Genomic DNA, 17,316 nt, shown 5'->3' with positions numbered 1-17,316 from the left:
TCAGACCTTCAGCGAAGAGATGGTGGTGGACAGGAAGCCGCCGACGACGCCCGACGCCGCCGGGATCATCAGCACCTTCGAGCCGGTCGGAATGCTCTGCTGACTCAGCTGGTCGTGCAGAACGATGAAATGCGAAGTGCTGGAGGTGTTTCCGTACTTCTCGATGACATTCAGGTCCGGCGGCATGGGGTGGCCGAATTCGCGTTCGGCGATGGCGTTCATGAAAGGAATGGCGGCCGCGCCGAATTGGTGGTGAATGATGTAGTCGAAGCCCTCGTCCTTGAAGGTGACGCCCTGGGCCTCCATGAAGTTGCGCTGGGTGTCGGTCCACAGCAGGAACCGCGCCTCGTTGTGCATCTTGCGGTTGTCGGTGTAGAGCGCCACGCCCGAGGACTTGTCGCTGGGCATGCCCAGGCACAGGTGCGAGAACTCCGACGCGGTGGTCAACTCGATGTAGTGGATCTTGTCCGCGTCGTCGACGGCTTCGTCGAGCACGACCGCGGCGCCCGAATCGCCGACTGTCAGGGACGCGAATTGCAGATCGTATTTCGAGGAAATCTCGTTCACGGCGGTTTCCGCAATGGGGGTGATGGCTTCGCCACTCACCACGAGCCCGCGTTTCACCGCACCCGAGCGGATCATTCGATCGAGAATGTAGACGCCACTCATCATGCCCGCGCAGGCATTGGAGAGATCGAATGAAATGGTGTCCTCGCGAGCCCCTACGGCCCGGGCGATGGACCCGGCGAACGACGGCTCCATGTACATCCGGGTGCCGTTCTTGCTCCGGGTGATGGACGTCGAGATGATGATGTCGAGGTCCGACGCCGAGTAGGATGACCTGGAAAGACAGTCCTCGACGGCCTTCACGGCCAGTGTGAACGAGTCCTCGAAGTTCTCAGGTGTGGTATCGCGGAAACGCCGTTCCTTGACGCCCGTGATGCGTTCGAGATCGAATTCCGGGGCCTCTTTCAATTGAGAGACCAGCTCTTCGGTGGTAACGCGTTTCGACGGCAGATAAGCGCCTATCGACTCGAATCGAGAATGCGACACAGGGACTCCTGAAAGTGCGAAGAATTGCAATCTGAAACGGTGACGAATAGAGGCTACTCGACGGTAACTAGCCACGCGACCGGTTGGATGCGCACAAGCTGTCTGGGACATGGGGCTCACCGTGGATTTTCGCCGGTGAGAGCCTCGATGCATCAGGCACCCTGTGAGAGACTTCACCTCTCGAGTCGGACCTGGCAGCTGTGACCATTGGTAACACTAAAAAATCCGCGAAACTGTCTGGGCGACAGGAGATTTGGTGGCCGCGGTTCGATGCACTAGGCGCGGGTAACAGACTTCGGCCGTTTCGGATGTGCCGGCGCACAATGCCCCGCGAGTGGTGATGGACTGTTCAGGGGCTGCTTTCGGCCGGTCCGGGTGGCCTGGACACCCCGACCGTCGATCGCTTCCCGAGAGGGTGATTCGATTGGTGTTCGCTGTACCGAGCGGAGGAGGTGAAAGGTGATCGGTGCGATCGATCCGGTGCCCGAGCAGCCGTTACTCGGGATGTACATGCGACATCGGCGCGAAGCGCTGGGACTGACCCAGGAGGAGACGGCCCGTCGCATGTTCGTCAGCCTCTCGCTCTATCGCAAACTGGAGAACGGCGAACGGCCGCTGTCCGCGGGCCGGCTCGGCGACTGGTCCACCGCGGTGGACGCGCCCGTCTGGCTGCTGCGCAAGATGGTGTCGCTCGCGCTGCCCGGACTCTCCTCCATCGCGGTCGGCTCCTGGCCGCCCGGTCTGCGTCGCGAGGATCTGGACCACCTCGACGCCTTTCCGTTCCCGGCCTTCTATCACGCCTTTCCCGAATACGAGATCCTCGCCGCCAATCAAGCTGCCCGCGAAGCCTTTCCGTGGCTGCTTCCCACCCGCGCGGACTCCGAGCGACCGGCGAATGTCATCGAGCAGATGATGACTGTCGATATCGCTCGCGAGGTGCTGATCAACTGGGAGGAGATCGTGCACCGGCTGCTGTTCATCCTGCGAGTGGCCGCGCCCGGAACCGTCGCCCCCGAACGACTCGCCCAGATCATCGAAACCTGCAGTGTGAACCCGGAATTCGAACGCCTGTGGAGCACGGACATGAGCCAGGAGCAATACAACAACTCACTCGTGCAGGTGCGTGACCCGCAAACCGGCGACGAAATCCACCTGACCATGCGCTCCTACAACGCCTCCCACCCCGACAACTGCCCCTATCAGTTGTTCGTGCTCACTCCCCGGCGTCCGGATCCGTCCACGATCGAACCGTTCACCGCGGAGTGACCCAATTCGTGTCACTTTGTCCGGTTGACCAGCGGCAGGTCGGATTGGATGCTTGATCGGCGAAGTGCGCTGCCGCTCGGTCAGGTGCAGCTGCTCGGATCGAGCAGCGGTGTGCGTTCTACGCGGCGATCGTCGAACGGTGACTCTTTCGAAGAATCGTGGTGTTTGGAGGGGAATCCCCACTACGACGCTGGAACGCGGCTTCGCCTCCGCGCTCACCGTCGAGTGCGGAACGGCCGACGCCCCGAGCGGATTGCTCGGGGCGTCGGCCGTGTGCGGGGGTGGTCGCCTACTTCTTGGCGGCTTCGAGCTTCGGCTCCACGTATTTCGGGAAAACGACCTGGGGCTCGGGGAGAGCCGTGCCCGGCGCGATGGGGGTCGCGATGGCGGCGAAGGTGCGGTCGGTCTGGCCGAGCAGGTCCAGGATCTTGTCGGCGGAGCCGGGGATGATCGGCTGTACCAGCAGCGTGACGATCCGGACGACCTCCATGGTCACGTACAGGATGGTGCCCTCTCGGGCCACATCCTGCGGGGTGCCGGATTTGGCGAGCGTCCAGGGAGCCTGCGCGGAGAAGTAGCGGTTGGTCTCACCGAGGGTCAGCCACAGGTGTTCGAGGCCGAGATGGATCAGCTGCTGATCGTATTCGGCGCGGACCTTCTCGAGCAGGCCGTTCGCTCGGTCCAGCAGGGCCTGGTCCTCGGCGGTGAAGTCGCCGGGAACCGGGACGACGCTCGCGAAATCACGCGCGACCATCTTCAGGCAGCGCTGCGCCAGATTGCCGTACTCGTTGGCCAGATCCGAGTTGATCCGCCCCACGATTGCCTCGTGGCTGTAGGACCCGTCCTGCCCGTAGGAGATCTCGCGCAGCAGGAAGAAGCGCAGCGCGTCCAGGCCGTAGGTGTCGACCAGTTCCATCGGGTCGAGCACATTGCCGGTGGACTTGGAGAGCTTCTCGCCCTTGTTGTACAGGAACCCGTGCACGAAAACGCGTGTCGGCAGTTCGATGCCCGCGCTCATCAGGAACGCCGGCCAGTACACGCAGTGGAAGCGGGTGATGTCCTTGCCGATGATGTGCAGATCCGCGGGCCAGAACTGCTGGAACGCAGCCGAATCGGTGTTCGGGAAGCCCGCGCCGGTGAGGTAGTTGGTGAGCGCGTCCACCCACACGTACATCACGTGCGCCGGATCGCCCGGTACCGGCACGCCCCAGTCGAAGGTGGTGCGGGAGATGGACAGATCGCGCAGCCCGGACTTCACGTACGAGACGATCTCGTTGCGGCGGGTGGTGGGTGCGATGAATTCCGGTCGCGTCTCGTACAGCTCGAGCAGCTTGTCCTCGTACTTGGACAGGCGGAAGAAGTAGTTCGACTCCTCGGTCCACTCCACCGGGGTCTGCGTCTCGGTGGAGACGCGGGTGCCGTCCTCGCGGACGGTGGTCTCCTCCGGGGTGTAGAACGCCTCGTCGCGGACCGAGTACCAGCCGCCGTAGGTGTCGAGGTAGATGTCGCCGCTGGCGGCCATCCGCTCCCAGATGACCCGCGAGGCTTCCTGATGGTCCTCGTCGGTGGTGCGGATGAACCGGTCGAAGGACACGTCCAGCGCCTTGTCCATGTTCTCGAACACGTCCGAGTTGCGGGCGGCGTACTCGGCCTCGGGCACGCCGGCGGCGCGCGCGGCCTGCTGCACCTTCTGCCCGTGCTCGTCGGTGCCGGTCATGAAGAACACGTCGAATCCGTCCAGCCGCTTGAAGCGGGCCAGCGCATCGGTGGAGATGTACTCGTAGGCGTGCCCGATGTGCGGCATGCCGTTCGGGTACGCGATGGCCGTGGTGACGTAAAAGGCGGGGCGATCGGATGCACTCATGGTGTGTCTACTCTATCTGCGTGCCTTTCTCCGTTCGCGTGAATATCCCCGTGGCAGGTGCCGGTCATGCGTAATACCCGACCCGCGCCCGAACCGCCCGCACCCCTGTTCCCGCTCATCGACGCGCATACGCACCTCGACGCCTGCGGTGCGACCGACGCGGAATCGGTTGCGGCCCTGCTGGACCGGGCCGAGGCGGTCGGCGTGCGCGAGGTCGTCACCGTCGCCGACGACCTGGACGCCGCCCGTTTCGCGGTCCGGGCCGCGCACTGGGATCGCCGCGTGTTCGCGGCCGTGGCGCTGCATCCGACCCGCGCGAACGCGCTCGACGACGCCGCGAAGCGGGAGCTGGAAAAGCTGGCCGCGGATCCGCGCGTGGTCGCCGTCGGTGAGACCGGCCTGGATTACTACTGGCCCGGCAAGCTGGACGGCTGCGCCGGCGTCGAGGAGCAGATCGAGGGTTTCCGCTGGCATATCGAGCTGGCCAAACAACTGCGCAAGCCGCTCATGATCCACAATCGCGAGGCCGATCACGACCTGCTCGCGGTGTTGCTGGACGAGGGCGCCCCGGAAACGGTGATCTTCCATTGTTTCTCGTCGGATGCGAACATGGCGGACGCCTGTGTGGAACAGGGTTACGTGCTGAGTTTCTCCGGCACCGTGAGTTTCAAGAATGCCCATGAATTGCGGGAGGCCGCGAAACTCGTTCCGGACGAACAGATTCTGGTCGAGACCGATGCGCCGTTCCTGACCCCGCATCCGTTCCGGGGTGCGCCCAACGAGTCGTACATGCTGCCGTACACCCTGCGCAGTCTGGCCGAAGTCCGTGAGCAGGATCCGCTGGAACTGGCGAAGATCACCACGGCGAATGCGCGCCGGGTATACGGAATCTGATTCGGCGTTTCCGTACGAAATCTGACATAGGGCCCGAGTCGCGCGGTGTGGTTCGGCTCACTATGCTGTGGTCCGATTGTGATCCACCTGCGGTCCGATATCGGACCGTAATTTTTCCACCCCCGGTCCGCGCGGGGTGGTTGTCATTCCCTGACCCCTTCGTTATCGTACTGTGACCATGCCGGGATTTCCGATGAACGCACTGACGAAGATCAACTCGTCGCGATCGCCGCTGCTGTACGGCGCTATCGCGGCGATGCTCGTCACGCTCTTGGCCGGCGCCGGAATGGCGATCATGGACAAGAAAACGATCACCGTGGCGATCGACGGCGAGAAGCGAGTCGTCAGCACCATGCGCGGGGAAGTGCGCGGCATTCTTCGGGACGCCGGTTTCACCATCACCGATCGCGACGACGTCTCTCCGTCCGCCACCGCGAAAGTCGCCGACGGCGCGACGATTTCGCTGAACCGTGCCCGCGAGGTCTCGCTCATCGTGGACGGCACGCCGTCCAAGGCGTGGACCACCGCGCTCACCGTTGCCGAGGCGGTGGTCAAGCTGAACCTGCCCAGCGATGTCTACACCTCGCCCGCGCGCCCCAGCCCGCTCCCGCTCGAGGGCGCCGCGATGCTGATCACCAACCCGCGCACTGTCGAACTCGGCGACAACGGCTTTCCGCATTCGCTGGTCCGCCTGGCCGCGCCCACCGTCGGGCAGCTGCTCGAGTTGCAGGGCCGGCCGCTGGCCAACCAGGACACCGTCGAGCCCCCCTCCGACACTCCGCTGCGCGACGGCATGAAGATCACCGTGACCCGCAAGGTGATTCAGAACCACGTCGAGCGCGTTCCGCTGGATCCGACCGAGAACATCATCGAGGATCCGACGCTCAATATGAGCCGGACCATCGTGGAGAACCCGGGCGTTCCCGGCGTGCAGGACGTCACCTTCGCGGTCTCCATCGTGAACGGCAAAGAGGCGGGCAAGGATCCGGTCAGCTCGACCGTGGTCGTCCCGGCCGCGCCCAAGACCGTGCGCAAGGGTTCGAAGCCCGGCACCGAGGTGCCCGAGGTCCGTGACGGCAGGATCTGGGACGCCCTCGCCAATTGTGAATCCACCGGCAACTGGGCCATCAACACCGGCAACGGGTACTTCGGCGGCATCCAGTTCGACCAGAGCACCTGGGAACGCCAGGGCGGCACCCGCTACGCGCCGCGCGCCGATCTGGCGACGCGCGAGGAGCAGATCGCCATCGCCGAGGTCACCCGTGCCCGGCAGGGCTGGGGCGCGTGGCCCGCGTGCACGTCCCGGCTCGGAATCAGCTGACCCGCAAGGGGAGTGAACGGTATACGAAAAGGGTCGTCGGGGCAGCACCCCGACGACCCTTTCCGGTATCCGACGGCCGCGACCGTCACATGAGCGCGCCACCGTCGACGCGCAGCTCGGTGCCGGTCATGTAGCGCCCGTCGTCGGACGCCACCATCGCCACCGCGCCCGCGACGTCCTCCGGCTTGCCGAGCGCACCGCCCTCGATCCAGCCGGGCAGTCGCGCGATCAGCGACCAGTCGGCGTCGGCGGGCAGATCCAGACCCGAGGTGAGTCCGGTGGCGATGCCGCCGGGCACGATGTTCACCGCGCGCAGCCCCTTCTTCACGTACTCCAGCGCGATGGCGTGGGTGAACGCGTTCACGCCCGCCTTCGACGCGGCGTAGGCGGCCATGTACGGCACCGAGCCGAAGGCCGAGGTGGAGGAGAAGTTGACCACGACGCCGCGCTGGTGCTCGATCAGATGCGGGATGGCGGCCTGGGTCACCAGGAAGGTGCCGGTGAGGTTGACCGTGATCACCTGGGTCCAGGTTTCCAGCGGCAGTTCGTGGGTGTGCCCGGCGCGCATGATGCCCGCGCCGTTCACCAGAACGTCCAGCCCGCCGAGGAATTCGACGGCCGCGGCGACGGTCGCGGTCACCGAGGCGGGATCCGCGACGTCTAGCCGGAGGGTGTGCAGCCGGTCACGCTGATCGGCGGGTGTGGCCTCGACCGTGCTCTGTAATCCGGCCTCGTTGACGTCGGCGGCGACCAATTGCGCGCCCTCCGCGAGGAGGCGCAGGGCGACTCCCTGGGCGATGCCGGAACCGGCTCCGGTGACGAGTACGCGGCGTCCTTCGAATCTGCTCAACATGGCGAGAAATTAGAACAAGTTCCAGCCTGCGTCAATGGGCGGACGTGCGGAATGCCAGAGAGTTCTCATACTGGTCCGTTGTTCAGATCGAATAGGCTCTGCCCACGACAGAGATTCCAGGGTCGGGGTAGACGGAGGATTCATGCGAGTGTCGGGTTGGCGTCAGCGGATTGTCGCGGCGGCCATGGTGTCCACGGGCGCGGCGCTGCTCGTGCCGGGAATTGCGGCGCACGCGGCGGCGCCGGGCTCGGTGATCACCGCCTCGGCTCAGCCCGACGGCTGGCGCGGCACCTCCAACGGCTATTCGGTCGACTACTGGACCACCCGATCCAATGGCGAACAGGTCCGGGCCAGCGGCGCGCTGATCGTCCCGCCGGGGCCCGCGCCCGCGGGCGGCTGGCCGATCATGGCCTACGACCACGGCACCTCGGGCAGCGGACCGGGCTGCGGCGGGCAGTCCGCGGGCAGCAGGTTCAGCCGCCCGAACGAGGACAAGATCCTGCAGTACTTCGTGGACAAGGGCTTCGCGGTCGTCGCGCCGGATTACCTGGGACTCGGTCGATTCGACACCGGGCCCCACCCGTACCTCGAGACCCGCACGGAGGCGACCGCCACCATCGACCTGGTCAAGGCCGCGCGCGAGGCGCGCCCCGAGCTGTCCCGCACCTGGGCGGTGACCGGGTTCTCGCAGGGCGGGCACGCGGCGCTCGGCGCGGCCGCCCTCCAGTCGAGCGAGGCGCCGGACCTCGATTTCCGCGGCACCATCGCGGTCGATCCGGCCTCGGACATCGAGAAGATCGCGCCGCTGGTCGGACCGTACGTGCCCGCGGTGCCCGGCCAGGCCGGCGCCGCGATGAACGGATTCGTGGTCAGCATGCTCGCGGGTATCCGTGCCACGCATCCGGAGGCCGATCTCGACAGCTACCTGTCCGAGCGCGGACGCGCGGTGCTCGATCAGTCCTCGAGCCTGTGCTTCGCCGACATCATGAAGGTCGTGGACGGGATGAGCATCGGCGAGATGCTGTCCAAGCCGCTCGGCGATCCGCGGATGAGTGCGGCGATCACCGAGTACATGGCCCTGCCCACCAGTGGCTACGACGCCCCGATCCTGTTGCTGCTCAACACCAACGACACCACCGTGCCGTCCCCGCTGCACGCCGCGCTGGCCGCCCAGTTCGCCGCCAACGGGGTCGACTTCCGGACGATCGTCGGCACCGGCACCCACACCCAGGTGAGCCCCGCGATGTGGGACGGCATCAGCGCCTTCAGCGACCGCATCCTGGCCACACCGGTCACCCCCTGACAGCGAGTGTCGTTGCGGCCGAGTCCCATCCGTGGGCGTCGGGCGTGCGGCGACCGAACTCTTTCGGGTGAGCGCTGAGCCCGAGGTCGGCGTCGACTGACGGGGTGACGCCGACCTCGGACCGTCCTGCCCGTCTTGCGGGCGTCCGGCACCTCGGGGCGGGGACGTTCGCTCGTCGCCGCGCTCCCGGGCGGGGTGTCGGTGCGGGGCGGTGGTGCTGGTTGATAGGTTTGCGAGAGTGTCTGAATCCGAGGTAGCCGGTCGAGGTAAAGCCGCTCTGCTGGGTCCCGTCGAGGTGCGGGCGCTGGCCGAGCGCTTCGGCGTCCGGCCGACCAAGCAGCTCGGACAGAATTTCGTGCACGACGCCAACACCATGCGGCGCATCGTGGCCACGGCCGGGGTCACCCGTGAGGACGTGGTGCTGGAGGTCGGGCCGGGGCTCGGATCGCTGACGCTGGCCGCGCTGGACGTGGCCGATCGGGTGGTGGCGATCGAGATCGATCCGGTGCTGGCCGAGCATCTGCCCGAGACCGTGCGTGATCGGGCGCCCGAACTGGCCGACCGGCTCACCGTCGTCGAGGCCGATGCCATGCGGGTCTCCGCCGCGGACATCCCCGGTGAGCCCACGGCGCTGGTCGCCAACCTGCCGTACAACGTCGCGGTGCCGGTGCTGCTGCATCTGCTGGCCGAATTGCCCAGCATCCGAACCACTCTGGTGATGGTGCAGCAGGAGGTCGCGGACCGCCTCGCCGCCGACCCCGGTGGCCGTATCTACGGTGTGCCCAGTGCCAAGGCGGGGTTCTTCGGCACCGTGCGCCGCGCCGGAACCGTTGGCCGCCAGATCTTCTGGCCGGTTCCGCAGGTGGAATCCGGGCTCGTGCGCATCGATCGCTACGCCGAACCGCCGTGGTCGATGGACGAGGAACACCGCAAGCGGGTGTACGAGGTCATCGACGCCGCCTTCGCGCAGCGCCGCAAGGGATTGCGCGCGGCGCTGGCCCGCTGGGCGGGATCACCGGCCGAGGCCGAAAGGCGGCTCGTGGCAGCCGGGATCGCGCCCACCGCCCGCGGCGAAACCCTCGACACCGCCGCCTACGTCCGCCTCGCCTCGACCTACTAGCCGGATCGGTCGCCCGCGGCGGCACCTGTCTCGGGTGGCCGAATGGGCCGAGCACGGGAGCGCGCTCAGTGCAGGACGAGTCCGCCGATCAGGCCCTCGACTTCGCCGACCTGCTCGGCGCGGGCGGTGACGGTGAGCTGGATCAGGTACTCGTCCTCGCCCGCGACCGCCACGATGTAGCGGGTGTGCACCCACAGGTCGAGTGCGTCCAGCTTGTAGGTGCCGGTGACCGCCGCGCTCGGAAGGCCCTGGTACTCACCGAGTTCGCGGGAGATCTCCTGCCAGCCCGGCAGTTGGTCCGCGTCGGTGAACGAGCACTCGAGCAGCTTCTCCGGGTCCACCTGCGCGGACAGCTTGCCCACCAGCAGCACCACATTGTCGGCCCAACCGCCCGCGGGCGGTAGCGCCCAGACGCCGTAGGCTCCGGGGAACACCGACAGGTCCACCGCTTGCCACTGCTCGGGCAGGTCGATCGACACCTCCGGGACGCCCGCGGTCCCCGCCGTGCTCGGCGCGATCTGAACGTCCGCTGCGGTCAGGTACTCGGCGATCGTCGTCACGAAGTGCACTCCTCTGCTTCCCGGGAACCGGGTCCCCGAAGTCGGTCGCCAGTAATTGAACACGAGTGGGCACGCGCGGGCGTGCCGCACCCCGGAACACGGGCGGCCGCTACCCCGGTCCGGGTCGTCTGCGGCCTTGCCCTGCGTCTCCGGCGCCTGGTCGGCCCGAACCTACGAGCATGGCCTGGCCGTCCGCAGCTGTCACTCGGAGTACGCGACGCCGACACCCGGCGGCAAGTCAACGATGCCGGTCGATCCGAACCCGCTCGGCATGCTTTCCCCGCCCGGACCGCCCGCAGCGCAACCGAGCTGCAAGCGTCGGGCGGTTTCAGCGAATGACGCTCTGCTCCAACGTCTCCCGCATCACTTCGAGAGCGCGCACGATGCGGATCCGCGACCCTTCGGCGGCCGGGTGCGGAAGCACGTCGGTGATCCACACCAGTCGCGTGCGGTCGCCGATCTCCTCGAACACCTGGAACGAGGCGTGATGATGCTGGATGGGGAGCTGAAAACCCGCCACGGCCGAATACGCCAGCCGCCGGGCCTCGTCGTCGACGGTGACGATCAGTTCGCGGATGACCTGCCCGCTCGGCAGGGTCAGGTACCGGATGTCGCCGTCCATCCGACTGTCCAGCACGTATCCGGGCAGCAGCCGCAGATGAACCTCGTCCAGCGCACGCAGTGCGGCCCACACCTGCTCGGGCGGAGCGTCGATGACGGCGGTTTCGTGAATCGTTGCGATGGTGCTGCCTCCAGTTCGGTACCGACCCGAAGCTACCGGGCGCAGGCGACCCGTGGGGTGCGGGGCCGGAACCGCCCTGTGCGGCGGACGATCTCGCTCGCGCGGTCGCAACAGGTGACGGCTGCCTGGGGCTCGCCGGTGGTGCGGTCGGTCTCACCGGTGAAGTCACGGCCATGCACCGGCCGGAACCCGGCTCTCCGGCACCACCGACATCGCGGTCGGCACGCCGGTCGCGGGCCGGGGCCACCGCTCGGGGTTGAGGGCAGGTCGGAATTGACGGCGGCGGCTGCCGTAGGGCGAAAGGGCCGTGCTCGAGGATCTGCTCGGCGGCATCGGCGAGGGCCCGCCGTGCGGTTCAGCGCCCTCGTACCGGAGCCGGTCGTGGATATGCGGAGGCCGTTCGGATCATCCGATCCGAACGGCCCTGTCGCGCAGCGGGTTCGACTATCCGCGGAAGCGGCGCAGCCGGAGGCTGTTGCTGACGACGAAGACGCTGGACAGTGCCATGGCGGCGCCGGCGAGCATCGGGTTCAGCAGGCCCGCGGCGGCCAGGGGAATCGCCGCCACGTTGTAGCCGAACGCCCAGAACAGGTTGCCCTTGATGGTGCGCAGGGTGGCCCGGGACAGCCGGATAGCGGTGCCCACGGTGCGCAGGTCGCCGCGGACCAGGGTGATATCCCCGGCCTCGATGGCGACATCGGTGCCGGTGCCCATGGCCAGGCCCAGGTCGGCCTGGGCCAGCGCGGCCGCGTCGTTGACCCCGTCACCGACCATGGCGACGACCTTGCCCTGCGACTGCAGCCGCTTCACCACCTCCAGCTTGTCGGCGGGCAGCACCTCGGCGATGACCTCGCCGATACCCACCTGATCGGCGACCGTACGCGCGGCGGCCTCGTTGTCGCCGGTCAGCAGAACGGGAGTCAGGCCCAGCGAGCGCAGGTCGGCGATCGCCTCGGAACTGGTGGGCTTGATCTTGTCGGCGATCACCAGCACGCCGCGCGCGACGCCGTCCCAGGCCACCACGATGGCGGTGTGCCCGGCCCGCTCGGCGCGAGTCTTGGCCTCCGCCAACGTATCCGGCAGATCGATCGACCAATCCTCGAGCAATTCGGTGCGGCCGATGACGACCGCGCGCTCGCCGACCAGGCCCTGCACGCCCTTACCGCCGTGGCTGACGAACTGTTCCACCTGCTCGGTGTCGAGCCCGCGGTCGGCCGCGCCGGTCACCACGGCCTTGGCCACCGGGTGCTCGGAGCCGTGCTCCACCGCCGCGGCCACGGCCAGCAGCTCCTCGGCCTCGACCCCCGCGGCCGGAATCGCCTCGGCCAGAGTCATTTTGCCGGTGGTCACGGTGCCGGTCTTGTCCAGCACCACGGTGTCGATGCGGCGCGTGGACTCGAGCACCTGCGGACCCTTGATCAGGATGCCGAGCTGGGCACCACGACCCGTGCCGACCAGCAGCGCGGTGGGCGTGGCCAGCCCCAGGGCGCACGGGCAGGCGATGATCAGCACGGCCACCGCAGCGCCGAACGCGGTCGCGACGGCCCCGCCGGTGCCGAGCCAGAAGCCCAGGGTCGCAACGGCTATCCCGATCACGATGGGCACGAAGATTCCGGCCACCCGATCGGCCAGCCGCTGCACGGGCGCCTTGCCGTTCTGCGCGTCCTCGACCAGCGCGGCCATCTGCGCCAGTTGGGTGTCCGCGCCGATCCTGGTGGCGCGCACGGTCAGCAGACCGCCCGCGTTCACCGTCGCGCCGATCACCGGATCGCCGGGGCCCACCTCGACGGGCACCGATTCGCCGGTCAGCATCGCCATGTCCAGCGCCGAATTGCCGCTCACCACAACACCATCGGTGGCGATCTTCTCGCCCGGCCGGACCAGGAACTCCTCGCCGACCCGCAATTCGCTCACCGGAATACGGGTTTCGGAGCCGTTCCGCAGCACCGCGACATCTTTCGCGCCCAACTCCAGCAGCGCCCGCAGCGCCGACCCGGCCTTCTCCTTGGATCGCGTCTCGAAATACCGGCCCGCCAGGATCGCGGTGATCAGCGTCGCCGCCACCTCGAAATACAGCGCCGAGGCCGAATCACCGCGCACGATGGCCACACTGAACGGGTGCTTCATGCCCGGCATGCCCGCGTCACCGAAGAACAGCGCGTACACCGACCAGCCGAAGGCGGCGATGGTGCCGAGCGAGATGAGCGTGTCCATGGTGGCCGCGCCGTGCCTGGCGTTGATCCACGCGGCGCGGTGGAATTGCGCGCCACCCCACACCACGATCGGTGCGGCCAGCGTCAGCGACAACCACTGCCAGTTCTCGAACTGCAGCGCGGGAATCATGGCCATGGCGACCACCGGGATCGCCAGCGACAGGCTCACCAGCAGCCGATGCCGCAGCGCCCGGGTGGCCGATGGCGTCGAATCATCCTGGGGTTCGGTGGTTTTCACCGGCTCGGTGGTGTGCACGGTCGCGCTGTAGCCGGTGTCGACCACCTTGGCGATCAGCTCGTCGGCCGAGACCGATTCCGGGAAGCTGACCTTCGCCTTCTCGGTGGCGTAGTTGACGGTGGCGGTCACACCGTCGATCCGGTTGAGCTTCTTCTCGATTCGCGACGCGCAGGAGGCGCAGGTCATGCCGCCGATCTCCAGCTCGATCGACCGCTCCGGGGCTGGGGCGCTCATGTCAGTGACCTCCTCCGTGTTGCGATGGCGCACCCGAAGGGGATGCGGCGGTGGATGTTTCGTCGGTGAACTCGGCGGTGTGCACCTTGCCGCCGTGTGAGAAGTCCAGGTACAGGCGGTACGTGCCCGCACTCGGCGCTTGCGCGTGGAACGCGACGTCCGGACCGGCCGGGGTCTTGCCGACCTCGCCCTCCGGATGCACGTGCAGGTAGGCCAGGTCGGTGGAGCGCAGTGCGACCAGGTGCGCGTACGCGCCCAGGTAGGGCTGCAGATCGGTGACCGGCTTCCCGTCGCGGGTGATGGTGTACTTCAACTCGCTTGCGGCAGTGGACAGGTCGCCGGTCATGGTGACCCGGTATCCGTCCACCTCGGCGGTCTTGGAGACCGGCGGCAGCGGCTTGTCGGCAGCCGCGCCCGCCACGGTCACGGTCTTGCTGAGCACCAGTTCGCCGGGACCACCGGTGGGGGAGAAGTCGGTGAACACCCGGTAGGTGCCGGGTTCGGCCCACGACCAGTCCAGGGACCAGGTGCCGTCGGCGGCGAGTTCGGGATGCACGTGCCGGTACTGGCTGGTATCGGTGCGCACCACGATCAGGTGCAGGTTCTTGTCGTGCAGGGTGTCGAACTTCGTGACCACGCCCTGCGGACCGATGATCCGGAAGCGCAGTGCGCCTTGCTCGTTCGGTGCGGCCGGGGTGGTGAGGTCGGCCAGGGTGTACCCGGAGAGGTTGTCCTGCAATCCGGTCGCGGCCTGCGTGCCGCTGTGCTGGGAGGTCGAGCCGGAGGCCGGCTCGGCCGGATCGCCCACGAGGGCTCCGATGCCGAGCGCGGCCCCGAACAGCACGACCAGTCCGCCGCCGAACGCGGCGAACTTCAGTCGATCGTTCACTTAGCTCGCCACCTCGTAGCCGGCCTCGTCGACCGCGGCGACCACATCGGCGTCGGCGACGGCGGCTCCGGACTCGACCGTGACCAGCCCGCTGGCGAGGTCTACCTCGACACTGGTGACGCCGTCGATCTTGCCGATCTCCTTCTTGACCGATCCGACGCAGTGGCCGCAGGTCATTCCGGTGACGGTGTAGGTGCTGGTGGCCATGTTCGGCTCCTTCGCTCGCGCTTCAGATACGGTGTGGGGGTATCCCCGACATCGAGAAACATACCCCCCATGGGTACCTGACGCAAGTGATTCGCCGAACCGGCTCAGCTCGCACTGGGGCCGGGCCAGGCGAGCATTGCCAGCTCGGCGACTTTCACCAGTTCATCGCGGGTGGCGCCGTCCTGTGAGGACTGCGACATGCCCTGCATCACCGCACCGACGAATCGGGCCAGTGCGAGCGCGTCCGTACTCGCGGGCAGGATCCCGGCCGCGATGTCGGCGCTGATGCGCTGCTCGAAACCCGCCACGTTCGACTCGCGCTTGGTCGCGAGCCCGGCCGCGACATCGGTGTTCGTGGTGTTGAGCCCGGCGCTGATCACCATGCAGCCGTTCGGTCTTCCCGGTTCGGTGTATTCGATGGCGGCTTCGCGCAGGGTGCGTTCCGCCGCGGCCCGGGCCGTCGGTTCCTCGATCAGCGCCCGGGCCGCGAAACCGCCGTAGCGCTCGCCGTAGACGCCGACGGCCTCGGTGAACAGCGTCTGCTTGTCGCCGAACGCGGCGTACAGGCTGGGCGCGCCGATGCCGAGTTCGCTGGTCAGGTCGCTGATCGAGGTGGGCTCGTAGCCCTGTCGCCAGAACAGCCGCAGGGCCTTGTCCAGCGCGGCGTCCCGATCGAACGAGCGGGGTCGTCCCCGGGCGGGTGTGGTCATGGCTGTCATTTTATAGCGGTCACTAAATAATGTGCTACGGTCCCTTTCTGTATCGATCGCTAGAGAAATGGAGGGGCGTCATGGGCGCACTCACCGGCAAGACGGCACTGGTCACCGGCAGCGGACGGGGAATCGGGCGGGCCATCGCCGAACGGCTCGGCCGTGACGGCGCACAGGTCGCGGTGCACTACAACGGGAATGCCGACGCCGCCGAGGAGACGGTCGCCAGGGTCGAGGCCGCGGGCGGCACGGCCTTCGCCATCTCGGCCACGATGGGCGTGCCGGGCGATGCCGAAGCACTCTGGACCGCCTTCGACGCGCGGGCGGACGGGCTCGACATCCTGGTGAACAATGCCGGGACCGACGGCATCCGGGAACCCATCGCGGGCACCGACGAGGAGTCCTTCGACCGCGTCTTCGCGGTCAACACCAGAGCGCCGTTCTTCGTCACCAAACTCGGCGTCGAGCGCATCCGTGACGGCGGCCGCATCGTCAACGTCTCCACCGGGCTGACCCGTGGCGCGTACGCGCCGAACCTGCTCGCGTACACCATGACCAAGGGCGCCATCGATGTCCTGACCAGCGTGCTCGCCAAGGAACTCGGTCCGCGCGGCATCACCGTGAACGCCGTCGCACCCGGCGCGATCGACACCGATATGAACGCCGACTGGCTGCGCACCGACGACGGGTGGGCCGCGACCGCCGCGCGTTCACCGCTGGCGCGCGTGGGCACACCGCCCGATGTCGCGGACATCGTGGGCTTCCTGGCCTCCGAGGATTCCCGCTGGGTGACCGGCCAGTGGATCGACGCCACCGGCGGCGCTCTCCTGTAGGGAACCGCAACCGCGGGTCTCCGCCCGTGCGATCCCGCATTAGGCTGTGGCGGTGCTGTCTGTTGTGCCGAGTCCCGTCGTCGTGCGCGCCCCATCCAAGGTGAACCTGCACCTCGGGGTCGGCGATCTCCGTGACGACGGCTATCACGACCTCACCACCGTCTTCCAGGCCCTCTCGCTCAGCGACGACGTGGAGATCTCGCCGGCCGCCTCCCTCGCGGTCAAGGTGACCGGCGAGAGCGCCGACGAGGTCCCCACCGATCGCACCAATCTGGTCTGGCAGGCCGCGGTCCGGCTCGGCCACGTCGCCGGTCGCGCGCCACTGGTGGAGATCTCCATCGCCAAGGGCATTCCGGTGGCGGGCGGCATGGCCGGCGGCAGCGCCGACGCCGCCGCCGCTCTGGTCGGCTTGAACGATCTGTGGGAACTCGGGCTCGGCCGCACCGAATTGTTCGATATCGCAGCCGAACTCGGCAGCGACGTTCCCTTCTCCCTGCACGGCGGTACCGCGCTCGGCCACGGCCGCGGCGAGAAGCTGCTGCCGGTGCTGTCCCGCAACACCTTTCACTGGGTGCTGGCGCTGGCCAAGGGCGGCCTGTCCACACCCGCGGTCTTCCGCGAACTCGATCGCCTGCGCGAGGTCGGCGATCCGCCCCGGCTCGACAGTCCCGAGGAGCTGTTGCAGGCGCTGGCATCGGGCGATGCCACCCAGCTCGCCCCGCTGCTCGGCAACGACCTGCAGGCTGCTGCGTTGTCACTGAAGCCGGAACTGCGCCGCACGCTGCGAGCGGGCGTGACGGCCGGCGCTCTCTCGGGCATCGTGTCCGGCTCCGGCCCCACCTGTGCCTTCCTGTGCGAGTCCGAGGAATCGGCGGTGTCGGTCGCGGCCGAGTTGTCCGGCGCGGGGGTGTGCCGCAGCGTCCGCACCGCGCACGGCCCGGTGCCCGGTGCCCGGGTGATCAGCGGTCCCCAGGACACTGTGAAGCACTGAGCACGGCCTTGGAACGAGCTCGGAG

Annotated in this window: 16 protein-coding genes; 7 read left to right on the top strand and 9 right to left on the bottom strand. The window is 67.7% G+C overall.

Annotation, left to right across the window (positions count from 1 at the left end):
* Complete coding sequence (locus tag NJ1_RS23385; protein ID WP_067697924.1) at positions 1-1,053, bottom strand: 3-oxoacyl-ACP synthase III family protein; 1,053 nt, start codon at positions 1,051-1,053, stop codon at positions 1-3.
* 459 nt (positions 1,054-1,512) lie between these two features.
* Here NJ1_RS23385 and NJ1_RS23380 point away from each other — a divergent pair, with 459 nt between their 5' ends.
* Positions 1,513-2,319, top strand: a complete 807-nt coding sequence (locus NJ1_RS23380; protein ID WP_067697922.1) for a helix-turn-helix domain-containing protein — start codon at positions 1,513-1,515, stop codon at positions 2,317-2,319.
* Between the two features lie 289 nt (positions 2,320-2,608).
* Here NJ1_RS23380 and metG read toward each other — a convergent pair whose 3' ends face one another.
* The gene (gene metG, locus NJ1_RS23375; protein ID WP_067697921.1) at positions 2,609-4,183 is read right to left on the bottom strand and encodes a methionine--tRNA ligase; all 1,575 of its coding nucleotides are present in this window, start codon (positions 4,181-4,183) and stop codon (positions 2,609-2,611) included.
* A gap of 66 nt (positions 4,184-4,249) precedes the next feature.
* Between metG and NJ1_RS23370 the strand changes: the two genes are divergently transcribed.
* On the top strand, positions 4,250-5,077 hold the full coding sequence (locus NJ1_RS23370; protein ID WP_067698031.1) for a TatD family hydrolase: 828 nt from the start codon (positions 4,250-4,252) through the stop codon (positions 5,075-5,077).
* A 193-nt stretch (positions 5,078-5,270) separates the two neighbouring features.
* Positions 5,271-6,398: a resuscitation-promoting factor gene (locus tag NJ1_RS23365; protein WP_067698029.1), complete on the top strand. Its 1,128-nt coding sequence runs from the start codon at positions 5,271-5,273 to the stop codon at positions 6,396-6,398.
* Positions 6,399-6,483: 85 nt separating this feature from the next.
* On the opposite strand, the gene NJ1_RS23360 is transcribed toward NJ1_RS23365, so the two are convergent.
* Complete coding sequence (locus NJ1_RS23360) at positions 6,484-7,248, bottom strand: SDR family NAD(P)-dependent oxidoreductase (protein ID WP_067698027.1); 765 nt, start codon at positions 7,246-7,248, stop codon at positions 6,484-6,486.
* Positions 7,249-7,393: 145 nt separating this feature from the next.
* On the opposite strand from NJ1_RS23360, the gene NJ1_RS23355 reads away from it, so the two are divergent.
* A complete protein-coding gene (locus NJ1_RS23355; protein ID WP_067697918.1) occupies positions 7,394-8,554 on the top strand; it encodes an alpha/beta fold hydrolase in 1,161 nt (386 codons plus the stop codon).
* A gap of 238 nt (positions 8,555-8,792) precedes the next feature.
* The gene (rsmA, locus tag NJ1_RS23350; RefSeq protein ID WP_067697916.1) at positions 8,793-9,674 is read left to right on the top strand and encodes a 16S rRNA (adenine(1518)-N(6)/adenine(1519)-N(6))-dimethyltransferase RsmA; all 882 of its coding nucleotides are present in this window, start codon (positions 8,793-8,795) and stop codon (positions 9,672-9,674) included.
* 65 nt (positions 9,675-9,739) lie between these two features.
* On the opposite strand, the gene NJ1_RS23345 is transcribed toward rsmA, so the two are convergent.
* The 6 genes from NJ1_RS23345 to NJ1_RS23320 all read right to left on the bottom strand — a co-directional run bounded on the left by NJ1_RS23345 (position 9,740) and on the right by NJ1_RS23320 (position 15,467).
* Positions 9,740-10,234 carry an LpqN/LpqT family lipoprotein gene (locus tag NJ1_RS23345; RefSeq protein WP_169813188.1) on the bottom strand — a complete coding sequence of 165 codons (495 nt, stop codon included), beginning with the start codon at positions 10,232-10,234 and terminating at the stop codon, positions 9,740-9,742.
* Between the two features lie 328 nt (positions 10,235-10,562).
* A complete protein-coding gene (locus NJ1_RS23340) occupies positions 10,563-10,967 on the bottom strand; it encodes an SRPBCC family protein (RefSeq protein ID WP_422615771.1) in 405 nt (134 codons plus the stop codon).
* A gap of 453 nt (positions 10,968-11,420) precedes the next feature.
* Positions 11,421-13,661: a heavy metal translocating P-type ATPase gene (locus NJ1_RS23335; protein ID WP_067697912.1), complete on the bottom strand. Its 2,241-nt coding sequence runs from the start codon at positions 13,659-13,661 to the stop codon at positions 11,421-11,423.
* A gap of 1 nt (position 13,662) precedes the next feature.
* On the bottom strand, positions 13,663-14,550 hold the full coding sequence (locus NJ1_RS23330) for a DUF8832 domain-containing protein (protein ID WP_067697910.1): 888 nt from the start codon (positions 14,548-14,550) through the stop codon (positions 13,663-13,665).
* On the bottom strand, positions 14,551-14,757 hold the full coding sequence (locus NJ1_RS23325) for a heavy-metal-associated domain-containing protein (protein ID WP_067697908.1): 207 nt from the start codon (positions 14,755-14,757) through the stop codon (positions 14,551-14,553).
* A gap of 104 nt (positions 14,758-14,861) precedes the next feature.
* Positions 14,862-15,467: a TetR/AcrR family transcriptional regulator gene (locus NJ1_RS23320; RefSeq protein WP_157574172.1), complete on the bottom strand. Its 606-nt coding sequence runs from the start codon at positions 15,465-15,467 to the stop codon at positions 14,862-14,864.
* An 80-nt stretch (positions 15,468-15,547) separates the two neighbouring features.
* Between NJ1_RS23320 and NJ1_RS23315 the strand changes: the two genes are divergently transcribed.
* Together NJ1_RS23315 and NJ1_RS23310 are read left to right on the top strand one after the other, a co-directional pair.
* The gene (locus NJ1_RS23315; RefSeq protein WP_067697904.1) at positions 15,548-16,300 is read left to right on the top strand and encodes an SDR family oxidoreductase; all 753 of its coding nucleotides are present in this window, start codon (positions 15,548-15,550) and stop codon (positions 16,298-16,300) included.
* A gap of 52 nt (positions 16,301-16,352) precedes the next feature.
* Positions 16,353-17,291 (top strand): 4-(cytidine 5'-diphospho)-2-C-methyl-D-erythritol kinase, encoded by a 939-nt coding sequence (locus NJ1_RS23310; RefSeq protein WP_067698022.1) that lies wholly within the window; start codon positions 16,353-16,355, stop codon positions 17,289-17,291.
* Positions 17,292-17,316 lie beyond the last annotated feature (25 nt).

It is taken from the genome of Nocardia jejuensis NBRC 103114, from assembly GCF_001613145.1.
Lineage (GTDB): Bacteria > Actinomycetota > Actinomycetes > Mycobacteriales > Mycobacteriaceae > Nocardia > Nocardia jejuensis.
Note: the sequence above shows the minus strand (reverse complement) of the source record. Positions and strands in the feature narration are given on the sequence as shown.

Coding starts and splice junctions, on each gene's coding strand:
- metG (WP_067697921.1), bottom strand. CDS start 4,183: ATGAGTGCATCCGATCGCCCCGCCTTTTACGTCACCACGGCCATCGCG.
- NJ1_RS23370 (WP_067698031.1), top strand. CDS start 4,250: ATGCGTAATACCCGACCCGCGCCCGAACCGCCCGCACCCCTGTTCCCG.
- NJ1_RS23365 (WP_067698029.1), top strand. CDS start 5,271: ATGAACGCACTGACGAAGATCAACTCGTCGCGATCGCCGCTGCTGTAC.
- NJ1_RS23355 (WP_067697918.1), top strand. CDS start 7,394: ATGCGAGTGTCGGGTTGGCGTCAGCGGATTGTCGCGGCGGCCATGGTG.
- NJ1_RS23335 (WP_067697912.1), bottom strand. CDS start 13,661: ATGAGCGCCCCAGCCCCGGAGCGGTCGATCGAGCTGGAGATCGGCGGC.
- NJ1_RS23325 (WP_067697908.1), bottom strand. CDS start 14,757: ATGGCCACCAGCACCTACACCGTCACCGGAATGACCTGCGGCCACTGC.
- NJ1_RS23320 (WP_157574172.1), bottom strand. CDS start 15,467: ATGACCACACCCGCCCGGGGACGACCCCGCTCGTTCGATCGGGACGCC.
- NJ1_RS23315 (WP_067697904.1), top strand. CDS start 15,548: ATGGGCGCACTCACCGGCAAGACGGCACTGGTCACCGGCAGCGGACGG.